Raw genomic sequence first — 15,572 nt, forward strand, 5'->3', positions numbered from 1 at the left:
AACAGAGTGCACCAGGGTTGCGAACCCGAACACGCCCGCGCGCAAGAACGCGGCTACGCCTCGATCACGCCGGGCCGCTATCTCGACAGACGCCACTGGATCCCACCGGGGCCGGGACCCGGCATCACCGAGCGGCTGATCACCTACGCGGTCGAGGATTCCCACCACCTCGCCGTCGAGCGGCTGCCGCGACGCGACCGCCCCAGTGCCCGATGAACGCCGCGAGCTTCCCTGCGAACGGCGAGCCCTGGCTCGTCAGCGTCCCGTGCAAGGGCTCGCCCCGTCCGCACACGCCCGCCTGTGACCCGAGAGACCGATGGAACCGACCGTAGTGACCCTGCCGCTCTTCGACGAGGAGCCCTCCCGGCCAGTCGCCGACCGCCTGCGCCCCACAAAGCTGGAAGACGTCGTCGGGCAGGACCACCTCCTGGCCGCGGACGCCGCTGCTGGGCCCGCATGGTCGCCCAGCAGCGCCTCAGCTCCACCATCCTGCGGGGCCGCCCGGCGTCGGGAAGACCACCATCACCCGGCTCCTCGCCGACGGCAGCGACATGGCCTTCGAACCGGTGTCGGCCACCTTCTCCGGCGAGGCCGAACCGCTCCAGGCCGCCGATGGTAAGTGGATCGACTTGCCTTAAGGGTGGCGCGGGAGTTACCTTCAGGTGGTGAGTCCATTGACTTACCTTACGACTCGGCAAGGAACAACCAACATGAATCGTCTTGCGGGCAAGCGCGCCCTCATCACCGGCGGCACGAGTGGGATCGGTCTGGAGACCGCCCAGCGTTTTATCGCGGAGGGGGCCGACGTGCTGGTCACAGGCGTCACCCCGGCCAGCATCGACAAGGCGCGGCAGATCCTCGGGGACAAGGTGCCGGTGGTGCAGGCCGATGCGCGCGATCTCGATGCGCAGCGCGGCCTGGCGGAGCGGGTGCGTGAGCACTTCGGGGAGCTGGACGTGGCGTTCCTGAACGCCGGTGTCTCGGACTGGCGGCCGTTCGAGGACCACACGGAGGACAGTTTCGACCGGCTCTTCGACATCAACGTCAAGAGCGTCTTCTTTCTCACACAGGCCCTGGTGCCCGTGCTGTCCAACCCGTCCTCGGTCATCCTCAACGCGTCCAACAGCGCGCACGGCGGCTACGGGCACTCGAACGCCTACGCCGCGACGAAGGCGGCTGTCAGTTCCCTGATGCGGTCGTGGAACGCGGACCTGCTCAGGTCGCACGGCATCCGGTTCAACGCGGTCAGCCCCGGCCCGGTGGACACCCCGCTGTACTCAGGGGCCAAGCTCGGGATCGAGGACCCCGCGCAGCAGACGGCGGTTGTGGAGGCGATCAGCTCCGGCATCCCGCTGGGTCGCATGGGTATGCCCGAGGAGGTCGCGGAAGCCGTCGTGTACCTGGCCTCCGATGTCTCCGCCTTCGCTGTGGGCCTGGACCTTATCCTGGACGGCGGCCAGACCGTCCTCTGACAGCGAGGATGCGGCCGGGAGACGGGCGAGGGACGTGGGTATGTCGGTGGCGGACCGTGACCGAGCGGAAACCGGTGGCGATACGTGCCAGGCCGGGTATCACGCGCAGATCAAAGCGGAGAACCGCGCGCGCATCATCCGCGCCGCCCGCGACCTCTTCCTCGCCCGGGGATACGACAAGACCTCCCTGGCCCAGATCGCCCGGGAGGCCCGCGTCTCCACCGGCACCCTCTTCAAGCGATACCCCTCCAAGGCTGCGCTGTTCGCGGCCGTCACCTCCGAGCAGTGGCAGCTGGACGTGCAGTACGCCGCACCGCCCCCGCCCGGTGATCCCCGGTACGGTCTGGACCACATCGGCCGCGACTACGCCTGCCTGGTCTCGCGGCCCGGCACGGCGGCGCTGTGCCGCCTCATCATCACCGAACTTCCCCAGATGCCGGAACTCGCCGACATCGTGGGCACCGGCTTCGCCATCGACCGCGGACCCTTCTTCGACCGGCTCCGCGACTACCTGGACGCCGAAGCACAGGCCGGCACACTCGACTTCCGTTCGGCCGACGGACAGACACAGCCGGCATCCGCAGTGGCCGAACAGTTCCTCGGCATGATCTGCGGCCAGCTCCTGTGGCCTCAACTCGTACGGACCGACTTCGTCCCGCCCGACCCCACCGACACCACGATCGTGGACGAAGCCGTCGCCCTCATGCTCACCCGCTATCGCACCGGATCCTGAACCCCGGACCACCGGTTCACGCTGCCAGGACCCCGATACGTCGCAAGTCAGTCGGCGTGGCGGTACGGTCGTTTCTTTCGTGATGGCCGATGTCAGGCCGGCCTGAGACGTGTGTGACGCCGCAGTGCGCCCTGATCAAGCTGCGGCCGTGCCAGAACCGGAGATGGCCGTCCCCGATGGTCAACGTTCTGGCACGAATCCGGCACGCGGCGAGTGGTCGCAGAACACAGCAAACAGGCCCGGGTCGACGACCAGGGCCTCAATCATGGAGCGGGTGACGAGAATCGAACTCGCGCTCTCAGCTTGGGAAGCGACGGGGCTAACCTCGCCAGATGGCTTCTGGCCTGGTCATATGTGCTGTGGGGTGGCGCCCGGCGTGCAGGATCGCACCGCTGTTGACCGTGGTTGCCCGCCCTTACGGGCAGGCCGTGGGCACGGGCGCCACCAGCGGCCCGGTCATGCGTGTGCGCGACGCTTCGCACTGACCGGACCGCATCGTCTCGCGGACTGCTCTGGAGTGTCCGTCGCGACTGCACATACCGGGATCCGGTGGCTCACGGCCCGTGCGCACCGAGAGGCGGGCCTACCTGCGCGAGTCGGCCGGGCGAACCGATGCTCCCGCGGTGACGGCGGCGGAACCGCCTCCCGCGTAGGTGATGTTCGGCCGAGGCGGCTTGACCATGCCGGCTCCGAGGAAGTAGTCGACGTGGTGGGACTGCATGTACCCCTTGAACGTCATGGCGTTTCGGTAGGCGGGGTTGTGCGCGAGCGTGTACAGCCGGGTGTTCGTCGGCCGGTCGGTCGAGAAGATGATCAACTCGTTGTGGGACGCGTTGGTGTACACGGCCTCCTCGCGCCAGTCGCCGAGGATGTCGCCGACAAGGGTGGGCCCGCCCTGGGCGGCTGTGACCGCGCCGTGGTTCCAGGTGCTGACCAGCCGGGGCAGGCTGCCGCTCGACGTCGGGTTCTGCGGGTCCCACTTCTCGATCTTGCCGCTGTTGAGCAGTTCCATGGTGAGGTCGCCGTCCCACCACAGGCCCAGCTGCGGCCACGGGCGCAACGACGCGTTCGGTTCGGTGAGCCTGTTGGTGGGCGCGTTGTACAGGCCCGAGAAGGACCAGACCTCCATGCCGGGGAAGCGCGGGTCGACGTCGCCCGCCATGCCGCGTCCGACGTCGGCGGGGCCGCCGTTGTGCTTCCAGATGACGGAGCCGTTCGCGGCGTCGTAGTAGTACTCGAGCAGGCCGCTTGGGTTGTCTTGTTGCACGCCGTAGCCTTCCAGGCCCGGACGGTCGGGGTCCATGTCGGCGAGGTGGAAGCGGTCGCCGTGGATGATGCCGTTGGGGCCCATCGAGTAGCGCAGGGAGCCGTTGCCGTTGAGGACGAACCCGATCTCGGCGACCTCGTCCGTCCCGTCACCGTTGACGTCGATGGCGCGGGTGTTGTGCCCGTCGGGTGCGTCCTGGTTGCCGCGCTCCCACGTCCACTGGCGGTCCAGCGAATCGCCGTCGAACTTCCAGGCGCCCATCATCAGGTTGAAGGCCCCGTCGGCGCGCCGGTTCTTCATGTAGGCGACCAGGCTCGGGGTGGTGCCGTTGAGATACGCCACCCCGAGACGTGCGGCCATCGGACCGTCGCCCAGATAAGTCGTCGGTACGGCGGACCAGTTGCGGAGCGCTCCGGTCCGGCCGTCGAGGATGGCCATGAACTGACGTGAGTCGTCCGCGTGCGTCCAGGTCGTCCCGTCCCCGAACCTGACCCCGTCGGCGATCCGGACGGCGACCTCCGCACGGCCGTCGCTGTCGAAGTCGTAGACCGTGACGCCGTCCCAGTGGCCCAGGTCGATCGCGGACGATCCCGGTTCGATGTTGTCCTGGTTCTGGCTGTTCGGCCCCAGGTCGACCTCCCAGAGGAAGTCGCCGTCGCCGCTGTAGGCCTCGAGCTTCTGGGGGGAGGTCTGGCGGTCCACCACGTAGTCGTACTCGCCGTCGCCGTCGAGGTCGCCGACCCAGACGAACTTCACCGGACCGCCGGAGCGCAACGGCACGCGGACCACGGGCTCCACGGAGTGGTTGGCTGTCAGGGTGAAGGCTCCGCTGGGCGCCTGCTCCTGCCCGCCCACGACCGGAGCCACCCGGTAGCTGTTGGACCGTGTCAGGTCGGCTGTGGAGTCCTGGTAGTTGGTCCCGCCCGTCAGGACGCCGGCATTGAGCTTGGTGTACGCGCCGCCGCCGGTGGACCGGTACACGTTGAAGCCGATGCCCTCCGGGTCGAGTCCCAGCAGCCGCCAGGAGACCAGGACCTGGGTGCTGTTGGAGCGCACCGCCACGACCCCGCGACCGAGATTCTCCATCACGCGCCCGGCCTGCACCGCCGCATCGCCGGCCGCGGCCGCGGCCGCGGTGGTGGCCTCGGGCGCGCTGGGCGAGGCGGAGCTCGCGGGGCCGATGGCCGGCGTGACGCAGACGGCCAGGACCGCCGAGACGGTGAAGGGCACCCGATGGGCGGCTCGCCACCGACGCTTTAAGTGCATGACAACCTCCTTGGGTTGCTCGCGGTTGAGCTCGTTCAGGCGCTCCGTCCCGCCGGTGTCCGCTCTCGGCTCGGGCCGGAAACTCCGGGAAGTTAAACCGTTTACACAGCTGCGATGGAAGCACTGTGACGAGTACGCGTCAAGGTGCTCGGAGTGGCGACGTCGGCGGCGTCCGCCGAACGCCATTTGCTCAGGTCATCAGCCTGATGGACGAAGTCGGCGATCCCCAGCCCGTGTTGACGCGCCTGGTCGCATGCGCAACGATCGAACGGAAACGCTTACATACACATGCCGGACCCAGAAGACCCGATGCCTCGCCGGACAGCGGCCGACGACGGGCAGCCCCGCCTCGCGACGATCCGCGACGTGGCCCAACACGCCTGCGTCTCGGTCGCCACGGTCTCCCGGATCCTGTCCGGCACCTATCCCAGTGCCCCCCACGCGCGCCAAGGTCATGAGCGCCGTGAGCGAGCTCGACTACGTGGCGAACGCCCACGCCAGAGGACTCGCGGGGGTGTTGGGATGCCTACAGCACCGCCCGCTGCACGACGAAAAGGGCGCCTGACCGGCATCAGCCGAGGTCGGGCGCCCTACTCGGGTTGCTGGAAGAAGCTGACTGCTATGCCTCGGTCGCCTCTGGCGCTTCCGTTGCCGCCGTCCTCGCCGCGAGGGGGCTCTTGCCCCCGCTGAACGCGAAGTAGAGCACCCCGGCCACGACGACTCCGATGAACCAGGAGTACGGACCCAGCGTCGCCCCGTATCCGGACGGTCCGTAGACGGGGAGGATGCTGGAGAAGACGGCGGCCACTGACGCGGCGGCGAACGCCCGTACGTTCCAGCCGCCCTGGAAGCGGAACTCCCCGCCTTCGTCGTACAGAGCGGGCACGTTCAGCTGTGTCTTCCGGATGAGGTAGTAGTCGACGACGATCACACCGAAGATGGGGCCCATCGTCGAGCCGATGGCGTTGACGAAGCTGGGGGCGTTGTCCCAGGGGTGGAGCGGGTAGAGCAGCAGCGCGATGACGGCGGCGATGAGGCCGCCCCGCCGGAAGGTCACATACTTCGGGGCCACGTTGGCGAAGTCGAAGGCGGGACTGACGAAGTTGGCGACGACGTTGATGCCCAGGGTCGCCACGGCGAAGGTCAGGGCGGCGAGCAGGACGAGGAACGCGCTGTCGAACTTCGCGGAGAGCTCGGCCGGTTCGAGGATGACCTCCCCGTACACCTTGCTGGCGGCGGCCGTGGTGGTCGCGGCGACGAGGGAGAAGAGGATCAGGTTGACGGGCAGGCCCCACATGTTGCCCTTCTTCAGGGCCTTCTCGTCGGGGGTGAAGCGTGCGAAGTCACCGAAGTTGAGGAACAGGGCGGCGAAGTAGGTCACCCAGGTGGCGGCTATCGCCGCGATCGCGGCGAACGAGCCCGGGGAGACATCGAGTCCGGTGGCGCTCCTGGCGAGCGCGGCCAGGTCCTTGCCCGGCATGTCGACGGAGAAGGACAGCACCCCGGCCTTCACGGACAGCGCGATCGCCAGGATCAGCATCATCAGCCAGACCGCCGGGCCGGCGAAGTCCTGGAAACGGCGGACCGTTTCCATCCCCTTGCTGATGATGAGCAGCTGGGCGGCCCACACACCGAGGTAGCACAGCACTTCAAGGCCGCTGTGGTCGAAGAGCCGGCTGGTCTCGTGCAGATGCTTGGGTCCGTCGTAGCGGACGAGGAAGGCCACGATGGCGCCGGCGGCGGCGCTGGTCTGGGCGCCGTACCAGAAGGTGGCGACTACGGCCCGTACGAGAGCCGGGACGTTAGCGCCGAAGGTACCGAACGAGGCGCGGGCGAGGACCGGGTAGGGGACACCGGTCTTGACGCCCGCCTTGCCGATGAGGGTCATCAGCCAGTAGATGATCAGCGAGCCCACACCGATACCGATGAGGAACTTGAAGGTGTTGCCCGCGACGAGGAACAGGCTGGCGGCCAGGAAGTAGCCGTACAGACTGTGCACGTCCGAGGTCCAGACGTTGAAGATGCTGAAGGCGCCCCACTTGCGTTCGGTAGCGGGGGCGAGGTCTGTGTTGTAGAGACGGGGGGAGTACCCGGGTGGGATGGCGGTTCTGTCCGTGTCCGCGCTGTCCGTGGCCGTCATGTCCTGCTCCTTCTGGCTGTGCCCCATCCCCTACCGGCGTCGCGCCGGACGGTTGATGCGGCAGCTAACGGCCCGGATATTGCACCGGCATGTCGGGCGTATAGCAGACTCGTCAACGGAAAATCTCTTCCGTTCCCGGATCGAGTCGCCGGTTGATCAGTGCCTGTGGAGCGGTTGGACGAGGGGCGTGATCCCAGGCGAGACGGACTCCCACGGAACTGTCGGTGACAAGGGCCCGAGGCGTGATGCGCGGCGCATGCTCGTGCCGCTCACTGCTGGTGACGACATCGATCGCATGCAATGGCGGCGACGCCAAGTCCCTTTGTCGACAACGAAGTTGTTCGGCCAGCGGTCGCACGGCGACCGCACCGACCCGGCGGCAAGGTGTCCGTCCGCGTCCAGGCCGGGGACGGTGATGCGCCCAGCGGCTACGGCTCTGGACCGCGGTACGGGGCCGAAGGCGTCCGTGCCGATGGGCGGCGCCACTCGTAGCGGAGCTGCTGGGCTGCTGGGCTGCTCGCTGAGGTTGTGCGCGTAATTCTTCGGTGGCCGGGGCGAGTCCAGGGTGCGCAGTGGTCGGCATCGGGACGGGTGAGCGGTGCCGGAAGAAGGCGTGGACCTGGTGTGGGTGGCCGGGCCGGTCGGCGGTGGTGCCGACCGTGTACCTCTCCATGGCGGAACAGATGTGGCCGTGACCGGTCGGCCCACCGGTCACGGCCTTGGCGTTGTGGACGCTGTCGTCCTCGCAGATCGCCGCGACCGCCGGGACGGTGGCGCAGGCGTCCGGCGGCGCCTGGAGGAAGGCGGTGAACTCGGCGGCGGAGCGCCGTCCGAGGGGCCTGGTGCCCAGCGCCGGTGGCCAGGTCGAGGACGCCAAGAGCGTCCGTCGGCGGCTGGTTCCGGGGCGGGCCCCGGTGACAGGCGCCGTGCAGGGGCCATGTGGCCCGTAGGCGCGGTGACGTTGCAGGTGGGTCTCGCCCCCGGCCAGGACCACCCAACCGCGCGGCAGGCCGACGACCCACCGCCACAGGGTGGCCAGGACGCGCGACCCACTCGGATCGCCCCGGGCCGTCGGACGGGCCCGACACCAGGTGGCATCTGCACGCCGGGCGCCAGACCAGGCCTGGACAACAAGGAGCCCCCGGGTCCCTGACCTGGGGGCTTCTACTGGAGCGGGTGACGAGAATCGAACTCGCACTCTCAGCTTGGGAAGCTGATGTTCTACCACTAAACTACACCCGCGTAAGACGCCAGCATCGACCGGTGTCGGAACGCACAGTCACTTTACCTCATGTCCGGCCCCTGGCGCTGAAGCCGTGGGGCCGCGGTGCGTTTCGGGGGTGTGACAGGGCTGCGGGGAGCCGGAGTTGGGGCGTACGGTGGAGACGTGGGAGAGGGGCCGGGTGGGTCGGAGTGCCGCCTGGAGAGTCGTCTCTTTGATCCCGTAATGTGGCTTTTGTCGTCAGGCGAGCAGCAGCCAGACGCGGCTCTTGGGGAAGGGACTCTTGGACTTGATGGAGCGCACCGTCGTCCGTTGTGCCGATGGGCACGTGTTCAGTACCGCTTCGTTCCCGATGCAGCAGGCCGAGCGGCTCGGTCCCGGACGGCTCGTCCGGTGCCCTCGGTGTGCCCGGCTCCGCAGTGTGGTGCCGGTGGCGTTGGAGAAGCACTAACCACATCCGTATAGCGAGCAGCACAGGCGCGCGGGCCGTCCGATGGTGGTCGGTCCGCGCGTCTTGCGTATCCTCGGGGCGTGCTTCTCTCAGACAAGGACCTCCGGGCCGAGATCGACGCCGGACGGGTGCGGATCGATCCCTTCGACGAATCCATGGTGCAGCCGTCCAGCATTGACGTACGTCTTGATCGGTACTTCCGGGTGTTCGAGAACCACCGGTACCCCCACATCGATCCCTCCGTCGAGCAGGCGGATCTGACGCGGCTCGTCGAGCCGGAGGGCGATGAGCCGTTCATTCTGCACCCCGGGGAGTTCGTCCTCGCCAGTACGTACGAGGTCGTCAGCCTCCCCGACGATCTTGCTTCGCGGCTGGAGGGGAAGAGTTCGCTCGGCCGGCTCGGGCTCGTCACCCACTCCACCGCCGGGTTCATCGACCCGGGGTTCTCGGGGCACGTGACGCTTGAGCTGTCCAACCTCGCCACCCTTCCCATCAAGCTCTGGCCCGGCATGAAGATCGGGCAGCTGTGCATGTTCCGGCTCAGTTCGCCCGCCGAGTTCCCGTACGGGAGCGAGCGGTACGGCTCCCGGTACCAGGGGCAGCGGGGGCCGACCGCCTCCCGGTCCTTCCTCAACTTCCATCGGACGCAGGTGTGAGCGCGGAGATGAGCGCGGAGACGAGCGCGGAGATAAACGAGGGGACGAGCGGCGTGAGCGACGTCCGGGAGAATCTGACGTACGAGGCGTTCGGCACCGCCGTGCGCGAACTCGCCCAGGGCATCGCCGACGACGGGTTCGAGCCCGACATCGTGCTCTCCATCGCCCGGGGTGGCGTCTTCGTCGCCGGAGGGCTGGCCTACGCCCTCGACTGCAAGAACATCCACCTGGTGAACGTCGAGTTCTACACCGGCGTGGGGACGACTCTCGACATGCCCGTCATGCTCGCCCCCGTCCCCAACACCATCGACTTCTCCTCCAAGAAGGTCCTCATCACCGACGACGTCGCCGACACCGGCAAGACGCTCAAGCTGGTGCGTGACTTCTGTCTCGACGCCGTCGACGAGGTGCGCAGCGCCGTCATCTACGAGAAGTCGCAGTCGCTGGTGAAGTGCGAGTACGTGTGGAAGCGGACCGATGAGTGGATCAACTTCCCGTGGAGCGTCCAACCGCCCGTCGTAAAGCGAACGGGACAGGTGCTCGACGCCTGACGGTCACAGCAGAAGGGGCTCCCCGCAGCACGCGGGGAGCCCCTTCTCGTCGTACGGGAGGCGTCCGTACCGGGGAAGTCCCTAGAACGTGCCCAGCTTCACGATCGACAGCAGTGCGATCAGCTGGATCGCGGACGCGCCCAGCGCCTTCGGCCAGGGCAGGTCGTGGGACTTGGACACCATGAGGGTGAGGAGGGCGCCGGCCGCGACCCAGGTGGCCCAGCCCAGGATCTGGACGAAGCTCGCGTCGCCGCCGAAGAACATCGCGACGACCAGGCGCGGGGCGTCCGTGAGGGACATGATCAGCATGGAGAGGCCGACTGTGGGCTGCCAGGCGCCGTCGCCGCCGAGCTGGCGGGCCAGGGTGTGGGTGACCACGCCCAGGACGAAGGAGCTCAGCACCATCGCGACGGCGGTGATCAGGACGATCGGCACCGCGTTCGACAGTGTGGCGTTGATCGCGTCCTCGCGGGCGCCGTCGAAGCCGAAGACCGCGAGCAGGCCGTAGAGGAAGGACACGACGAGGGCCGGGCCCCACACCGTGTAGTCGCGCATCTGGAGGAAGGTCTGGTTGGGGGACAGGACGATGCCCCTCAGCAGGACCTTCCAGTGCAGGCGGGGGCCGACCGGGGCCGTGGGGGCCGCGCCGGCGCGGTAGGTCCCGCCCTGGTTGTAGGGATCCTCGCCGACCGAGAACGCCTGGGTGTGACCCGGTTGGTTGGCCGCGTACGGGTCCGGGCCCTCCTGGGGCGCGTACGCCGCCGGGTCGTCGCCGAAGTACTCCGGCTCGCCGTGGCCCTGGCCGCCCTGGCCGCCGTAGCTTCCGGGCCTGCCGTAACCGCCCTGGCCGTCGTTCGTCTGCGGCCACGGGCTGCCGCCGCCGTTGCCGCCGCGGCCGTACGGCTGCTGTTGCGGGTACGGCTGCGGCGCCGGCGGGTAGCCGTACGACGACGGCCCCTGGGGCGCCTGCTGTCCGTGCGGGGGTTGTTGCGGTCGCGCTTGCGGTCCACGGTTGTCCCGGCCGCCGCGTCCCATCCTGAATCCAGCCACGCTCTCGAACGTACCTGGTCCACGAGAATCACGGGCCGGGCCGGACGGATCGGGCCCGGCTTGCTGCCGAGCTGTGACATCCCCTAAGGGAAGTGAGGGCGCGCGCTCAGAGGTTGCTCAGGGGAATGCCGTACGGGGTCGAGGGGCCACTGCGAAGGTCCCGCCGACTCCTGCCGACAACTGGGCCGGCCGGTCCCGCCCCAGGGCGGCGTCGGGACGGCGCCCTGGGGCGGGACCGGCCGGCAGGGTGGTGGCTGACAAGCAGGCGAGGCGCATGGCCGCCGGCCATCCCTCGCTCCCGCCGCACGTCATCACCGAGCTGCTCACGGACCCGACTGGCAGGTGGTCGAAGCGGCAGCCGCCAACCCGTCGCTCCCGCTCGCCGTGCTGTCGGAGCTGGTGCCCCAGCCGACCGCGCGATCGTGAGCCCTGGGCTCAGCGACCTGACAGGCCACCCCTCACTTCACCACTATCGAACGGGCGACCGATTATCACCTTGTCGGACCCGTCCGGTCCCGCAACTGTCATGGAGTACCGCTACTCACCCGATGACCGACCACCATCGGAGACGCCATGCTGCGGGTGCACTTCAGCTCCGAGGACATCGCGCGCGTCCGGGTCGCCGGCGCGCCCGACCCTCTCTGGGAGATCGCCAACAGCTTCCAGACGCTGATCACGAACGAGAGCAGCCTGCCGTTCGACGAATGGCGGCGCCTGATCCGACCGCGGCTGCCCCCGGCCGCCCGGACGCTCGCCGCGCTGCTGCCGCCGCGCGGCTACTCACCGGATTTCCTCACGCCCGAGCTGGGTGGCTCCTTCGACCTGGACAGCGCGGTCGACCTCGTGCTCCGCACCCCCCGAACCAACCTGCGCGGCGATCTGACCAGGCTCGCTGCCTCCCCGGAACGATTACATCCGCTGCCGACCGGCACCCGTGCGCTGGCCGAGGGCGACCCCGAGTCCCTGCGCCGGCTGGGCGCCGCCCTGCAGCTGTACCACCGGCACGCGCTCGCTCCTTTCTGGCCGCGCATCCGGGCGCAGGTGGACGCCGACCGCGTCGCGCGCACCCGGGCGGTGCTGGCGAACGGCACCGAGGGGCTGTTGACGGGATTCCGACCCGTGCTGCGCTGGCGACCGCCGGTGCTGGAGGTGGACTACCCGGTCGACCGCGAGCTGCGGCTCGACGGGCGGGGGTTGCTGCTCCAGCCGTCCTTCTTCTGCTCTCGAAGACCCGTCACGCTCGCCGCACCCGGGCTGTCCCCGGTCCTCGTGTACCCGATCCGGCACAGCCTCGGCTGGGCCCGGGGGCGCGGCGCCACAGGACCGCGCTCGGACCTGGGCGCCCTGGTCGGCCGTACCCGGGCCGCCATCCTGGAGGACGTGGTGACCGGCCGGACGACCGGCGAACTCGCGGAACGGCTCGGCATCTCCGGAGCGGCCGCCAGTCAGCACACCGCGGTCCTGCGCCGGGCCGGACTGCTGCTGAGCGTGCGGCACAGCAAGCACGTGCTGCACACGGTCACGCCCGCGGGACTCGCGCTCCTGGAGAGCCCGCTGAGGGCGCCGCTCGACTCCTGAGCCTCGTTTAAGCCACGGCTTCAACGTGTGGCGGCGGCGCGGCGGCCGACGACAGCATGGGGCCTCGAACGGGGACCGGAAACGGGGTTCGGGGGACCACCGTACGACGCCGCAGCACCGCGATCAGTCGTGCCGCGGGGTCGGACGCCGCCGGGATCTGCCGCTGTCCCTGCCGTAACCGAAGACTGCACCTCAGGAGGATTCATGCAGCGCATCCGCCAACTCGGCGTCGTCCTCACCGCGGCCGCGTCCCTGCTCGGGCTCGGCCTCGCCACCTCGTCCACCGCGCAGGCGGCGCCGACCGGCACCCAGGACTACGCGGGCTGCGTCACCGGCCGTGTGTGCATCTACCCGAACGCCGGCTGGAACAACAACAATCCGGAGCACTGGTACTACACCTACGGGGTGCACCAGCTGTACGACGAGTACGGGGTGCACCGCGTCTTCAACAACCAGACGGGGAACGCCACGGCGCGGCTGTGCGTCAACCGTGACGGCACCAACTGCACCAGCAAGATCCCCCCGTACACCTACTCGGACATCGACCTGACCCCGTACAACTCGATCCGGCTCGACCCGTCCTGATCGTGATATACGCCGACGCCCCGCTCCGGAGAGGGGAGCGGGGCGTCGGCAGGGACAAAAGACGCCGGTCACTTCACCGGCTGCGGCTCCGCCTCGCTCTCGGCGTCCGACTCGCCCGCCGGGGGCTCCTCCACCGGTGTCCGGACGGACTCCAGGAGCAGCTGGGCGACGTCGACGACCTGGATGGACTCCTTGGCCGTGCCGTCGTTCTTCTTGCCGTTGACCGAGTCGGTCAGCATGACGAGGCAGAACGGGCAGGCGGTCGAGACGATGTCGGGGTTGAGCGACAGTGCCTCGTCGACACGCTCGTTGTTGATGCGCTTGCCGATCCGCTCCTCCATCCACATCCGCGCGCCGCCGGCGCCGCAGCAGAAGCCGCGCTCCTTGTGGCGGTGCATCTCCTGCTGACGCAGGCCCGGGACGGCCGTCATGATCTCGCGCGGCGGCGTGTAGATCTTGTTGTGGCGGCCCAGGTAGCAGGGGTCGTGGTACGTGATGAGGCCCTCGACCGGGGTCACCGGGACCAGCTTGCCCTCGTCCACCAGGTGCTGGAGCAGCTGGGTGTGGTGGATGACCTCGTAGTCGCCGCCGAGCTGCGGGTACTCGTTGCCGAGGGTGTTGAGGCAGTGCGGGCAGGTGGCGACGATCTTCTTGGCCGACTTCGGCTTACGAGTGGACTCGTCCTCGTCGTCTTCGCCGAACGCCATGTTCAGCGCGGAGACGTTCTCCATGCCGAGCTCCTGGAACAGCGGCTCGTTGCCGAGGCGCCGCGCCGAGTCACCCGTGCACTTCTCGTCGCCGCCCATGATCGCGAACTTGACGCCCGCCATGTGGAGGAGTTCCGCGAAGGCCTTCGTCGTCTTCTTGGCACGGTCTTCCAGCGCGCCCGCGCAGCCGACCCAGTACAGGTACTCGACCTCGGACAGGTCCTCGAGGTCCTTGCCGACGACCGGCACCTCGAAGTCGACTTCCTTCGTCCACTCAAGGCGCTGCTTCTTGGCCAGCCCCCAGGGGTTGCCCTTCTTCTCCAGGTTCTTGAGCATCGTGCCCGCCTCGGACGGGAACGCGCTCTCGATCATCACCTGGTAGCGGCGCATGTCGACGATGTGGTCGACGTGCTCGATGTCCACCGGGCACTGCTCGACACAGGCGCCGCAGGTGGTGCAGGACCACAGGACGTCCGGGTCGATGACGCCGCCCGCGGCGAAGCCGCTGTCAGATGCAGCCTCGGCGGTGCCGATGAGGGGACGCTCGGCCTCCGCCAGCGCCGCCGCGGGCACCGAGGCGAGCTGCTCCTCCGACGCCTTCTCCTCGCCCTCCATGGTCTTGCCGCCACCCGCGAGCAGATAGGGCGCCTTGGCGTGGGCGTGGTCCCGCAGCGACATGATCAGCAGCTTGGGGGAGAGCGGCTTGCCCGTGTTCCAGGCCGGGCACTGCGACTGGCAGCGACCGCACTCCGTACACGTCGAGAAGTCCAGCAGGCCCTTCCAGGAGAACTGCTCGACCTGGGAGACGCCGAAGACGTCGTCGTCGCCCGGGTCGGTGAAGTCGATCGGCTTGCCGCCGCTCGTCATCGGCTGCAGCGCACCCAGCGCGGTGGAACCGTCCGCGTTGCGCTTGAACCAGATGTTCGGGAACGCCAGGAAGCGGTGCCAGGCCACACCCATGTTGGTGTTGAGCGAGACCACGATCATCCAGATGAACGAGGTGCTGATCTTCACCATGGCGACGAGGTAGACCAGGTTCTGCAGCGTGGAGACGCTCAGGCCCTTGAAGGCCAGGACCAGCGGGTACGAGGCGAAGTACCCGGCCTCGTAGTGCTCCACGTGGTGCAGCGCACCCTCCAGGCCGCGCAGCACGTAGATCGCGAGGCCGATGGTGAGGATGACGTACTCGACGAAGTACGCCTGACCGGCCTTGGAGCCCGCGAAGCGGGACTTGCGGCCGGCCCGTGAGGGCAGGCTCAGCAGCCGGATCACCATGAGCACGGCGATGCCCAGGATCGTCATCACGCCGATGAACTCGATGTACAGCTCGAACGGCAGGAACTCACCGATGTACGGCAGCACCCAGTCGGCCTGGAAGAGCTGGCCGAAGGCCTGGGCGAGGGTCGGCGGCAGCGTCAGGAAGCCGACCGCCACGAACCAGTGGGCGAAGCCGACGATGCCCCACCGGTTCATCCGGGTGTGGCCGAGGAACTCCTTCACCAGCGTCACGCTGCGCTGGTAGGGGTTGTCGGTCCGACTGCCGGCGGGGAGCGGCTGGCCGAGTTTGAAGTACCGGACGAACTGGCCGATGGCGCGTGCGAGCAGCGCGACGCCGACCACGGTCAGAACCAGCGACACGATGATCGCGGCGAGTTGCATTTCGGGCTCCTCGGGCCTGCGAGGGGTTTCGTCGAGGCGGTCCGCGAAGGGGCGCTCTCGAGATTACTAAGCGGTAACTTATGCAGTCCTCTGAGAGTACCCGCAATCCTGTGCCGCACTGTAGTCAGCCGGTCGGTGATCTGTGCTACTGAGGCAGACCTCAGTAAGGGGTCCGGGGCGGCGCGCCGAGCCGATCCCATCATTCATACCAAATCATGACATTCGGCTTAGCTTT

At 68.5% G+C, this 15,572-nt stretch carries 12 protein-coding genes, 1 tRNA gene and 1 pseudogene; 9 read left to right on the top strand and 5 right to left on the bottom strand.

Annotated elements, in window-relative coordinates; all coding sequences use genetic code 11:
* Positions 1-6: 6 nt before the first annotated feature.
* The 3 genes from QFZ76_RS27345 (at position 7) to QFZ76_RS27355 (ending at position 2,205) form a co-directional block, all read left to right on the top strand.
* On the top strand, positions 7-216 hold the full coding sequence (locus QFZ76_RS27345) for an MmcQ/YjbR family DNA-binding protein (protein WP_307676199.1): 210 nt from the start codon (positions 7-9) through the stop codon (positions 214-216).
* A gap of 494 nt (positions 217-710) precedes the next feature.
* A complete protein-coding gene (locus tag QFZ76_RS27350; RefSeq protein ID WP_307676200.1) occupies positions 711-1,472 on the top strand; it encodes an SDR family oxidoreductase in 762 nt (253 codons plus the stop codon).
* 40 nt (positions 1,473-1,512) lie between these two features.
* Complete coding sequence (locus tag QFZ76_RS27355) at positions 1,513-2,205, top strand: TetR/AcrR family transcriptional regulator (protein ID WP_307676201.1); 693 nt, start codon at positions 1,513-1,515, stop codon at positions 2,203-2,205.
* A 583-nt stretch (positions 2,206-2,788) separates the two neighbouring features.
* Here QFZ76_RS27355 and QFZ76_RS27360 read toward each other — a convergent pair.
* Positions 2,789-4,738: a hypothetical protein gene (locus QFZ76_RS27360; protein ID WP_307676202.1), complete on the bottom strand. Its 1,950-nt coding sequence runs from the start codon at positions 4,736-4,738 to the stop codon at positions 2,789-2,791.
* 309 nt (positions 4,739-5,047) lie between these two features.
* On the opposite strand from QFZ76_RS27360, the pseudogene QFZ76_RS51860 reads away from it, so the two are divergent.
* Positions 5,048-5,131 (top strand): annotated as a pseudogene (locus QFZ76_RS51860) (hypothetical protein); the annotation flags it as partial.
* Positions 5,132-5,357: 226 nt separating this feature from the next.
* Here QFZ76_RS51860 and QFZ76_RS27370 read toward each other — a convergent pair.
* A complete protein-coding gene (locus QFZ76_RS27370; RefSeq protein ID WP_307676203.1) occupies positions 5,358-6,878 on the bottom strand; it encodes an NCS1 family nucleobase:cation symporter-1 in 1,521 nt (506 codons plus the stop codon).
* Positions 6,879-7,597: 719 nt separating this feature from the next.
* On the opposite strand from QFZ76_RS27370, the gene QFZ76_RS27375 reads away from it, so the two are divergent.
* The gene (locus QFZ76_RS27375; RefSeq protein WP_307676204.1) at positions 7,598-7,828 is read left to right on the top strand and encodes a hypothetical protein; all 231 of its coding nucleotides are present in this window, start codon (positions 7,598-7,600) and stop codon (positions 7,826-7,828) included.
* Between the two features lie 218 nt (positions 7,829-8,046).
* Here the strand turns inward: QFZ76_RS27375 and QFZ76_RS27380 are convergent.
* A tRNA-Gly gene (locus QFZ76_RS27380) sits at positions 8,047-8,120 on the bottom strand.
* Positions 8,121-8,631: 511 nt separating this feature from the next.
* Here QFZ76_RS27380 and dcd point away from each other — a divergent pair.
* Both dcd and QFZ76_RS27390 read left to right on the top strand, forming a co-directional pair.
* Positions 8,632-9,207 (top strand): dCTP deaminase, encoded by a 576-nt coding sequence (gene dcd, locus QFZ76_RS27385; protein ID WP_307676205.1) that lies wholly within the window; start codon positions 8,632-8,634, stop codon positions 9,205-9,207.
* A 53-nt stretch (positions 9,208-9,260) separates the two neighbouring features.
* Positions 9,261-9,758 carry a phosphoribosyltransferase gene (locus QFZ76_RS27390; RefSeq protein WP_307680145.1) on the top strand — a complete coding sequence of 166 codons (498 nt, stop codon included), beginning with the start codon at positions 9,261-9,263 and terminating at the stop codon, positions 9,756-9,758.
* A gap of 81 nt (positions 9,759-9,839) precedes the next feature.
* Here QFZ76_RS27390 and QFZ76_RS27395 read toward each other — a convergent pair whose 3' ends face one another.
* Positions 9,840-10,808, bottom strand: coding sequence for a Yip1 family protein (locus tag QFZ76_RS27395; RefSeq protein ID WP_307676207.1), 969 nt, complete (start codon positions 10,806-10,808; stop codon positions 9,840-9,842).
* A 573-nt stretch (positions 10,809-11,381) separates the two neighbouring features.
* Between QFZ76_RS27395 and QFZ76_RS27400 the strand changes: the two genes are divergently transcribed.
* Positions 11,382-12,386, top strand: a complete 1,005-nt coding sequence (locus QFZ76_RS27400; protein ID WP_307676208.1) for a helix-turn-helix transcriptional regulator — start codon at positions 11,382-11,384, stop codon at positions 12,384-12,386.
* A 204-nt stretch (positions 12,387-12,590) separates the two neighbouring features.
* Positions 12,591-12,971: a hypothetical protein gene (locus QFZ76_RS27405; RefSeq protein ID WP_307676209.1), complete on the top strand. Its 381-nt coding sequence runs from the start codon at positions 12,591-12,593 to the stop codon at positions 12,969-12,971.
* A 68-nt stretch (positions 12,972-13,039) separates the two neighbouring features.
* On the opposite strand, the gene QFZ76_RS27410 is transcribed toward QFZ76_RS27405, so the two are convergent.
* Positions 13,040-15,337, bottom strand: coding sequence for a (Fe-S)-binding protein (locus tag QFZ76_RS27410; RefSeq protein ID WP_307676210.1), 2,298 nt, complete (start codon positions 15,335-15,337; stop codon positions 13,040-13,042).
* Positions 15,338-15,572 lie beyond the last annotated feature (235 nt).

Origin of the sequence: Streptomyces sp. V4I2, assembly GCF_030817655.1 — a bacterium.
GTDB classification, from domain to species: domain Bacteria; phylum Actinomycetota; class Actinomycetes; order Streptomycetales; family Streptomycetaceae; genus Streptomyces; species Streptomyces plumbiresistens.

Excerpts from the sequence above, each read along its gene's own strand:
- QFZ76_RS27350 (WP_307676200.1), top strand. The coding sequence starts at position 711 with ATGAATCGTCTTGCGGGCAAGCGCGCCCTCATCACCGGCGGCACGAGT.
- QFZ76_RS27355 (WP_307676201.1), top strand. The coding sequence starts at position 1,513 with ATGTCGGTGGCGGACCGTGACCGAGCGGAAACCGGTGGCGATACGTGC.
- QFZ76_RS27360 (WP_307676202.1), bottom strand. The coding sequence starts at position 4,738 with ATGCACTTAAAGCGTCGGTGGCGAGCCGCCCATCGGGTGCCCTTCACC.
- QFZ76_RS27370 (WP_307676203.1), bottom strand. The coding sequence starts at position 6,878 with ATGACGGCCACGGACAGCGCGGACACGGACAGAACCGCCATCCCACCC.
- QFZ76_RS27400 (WP_307676208.1), top strand. The coding sequence starts at position 11,382 with ATGCTGCGGGTGCACTTCAGCTCCGAGGACATCGCGCGCGTCCGGGTC.
- QFZ76_RS27405 (WP_307676209.1), top strand. The coding sequence starts at position 12,591 with ATGCAGCGCATCCGCCAACTCGGCGTCGTCCTCACCGCGGCCGCGTCC.
- QFZ76_RS27410 (WP_307676210.1), bottom strand. The coding sequence starts at position 15,337 with ATGCAACTCGCCGCGATCATCGTGTCGCTGGTTCTGACCGTGGTCGGC.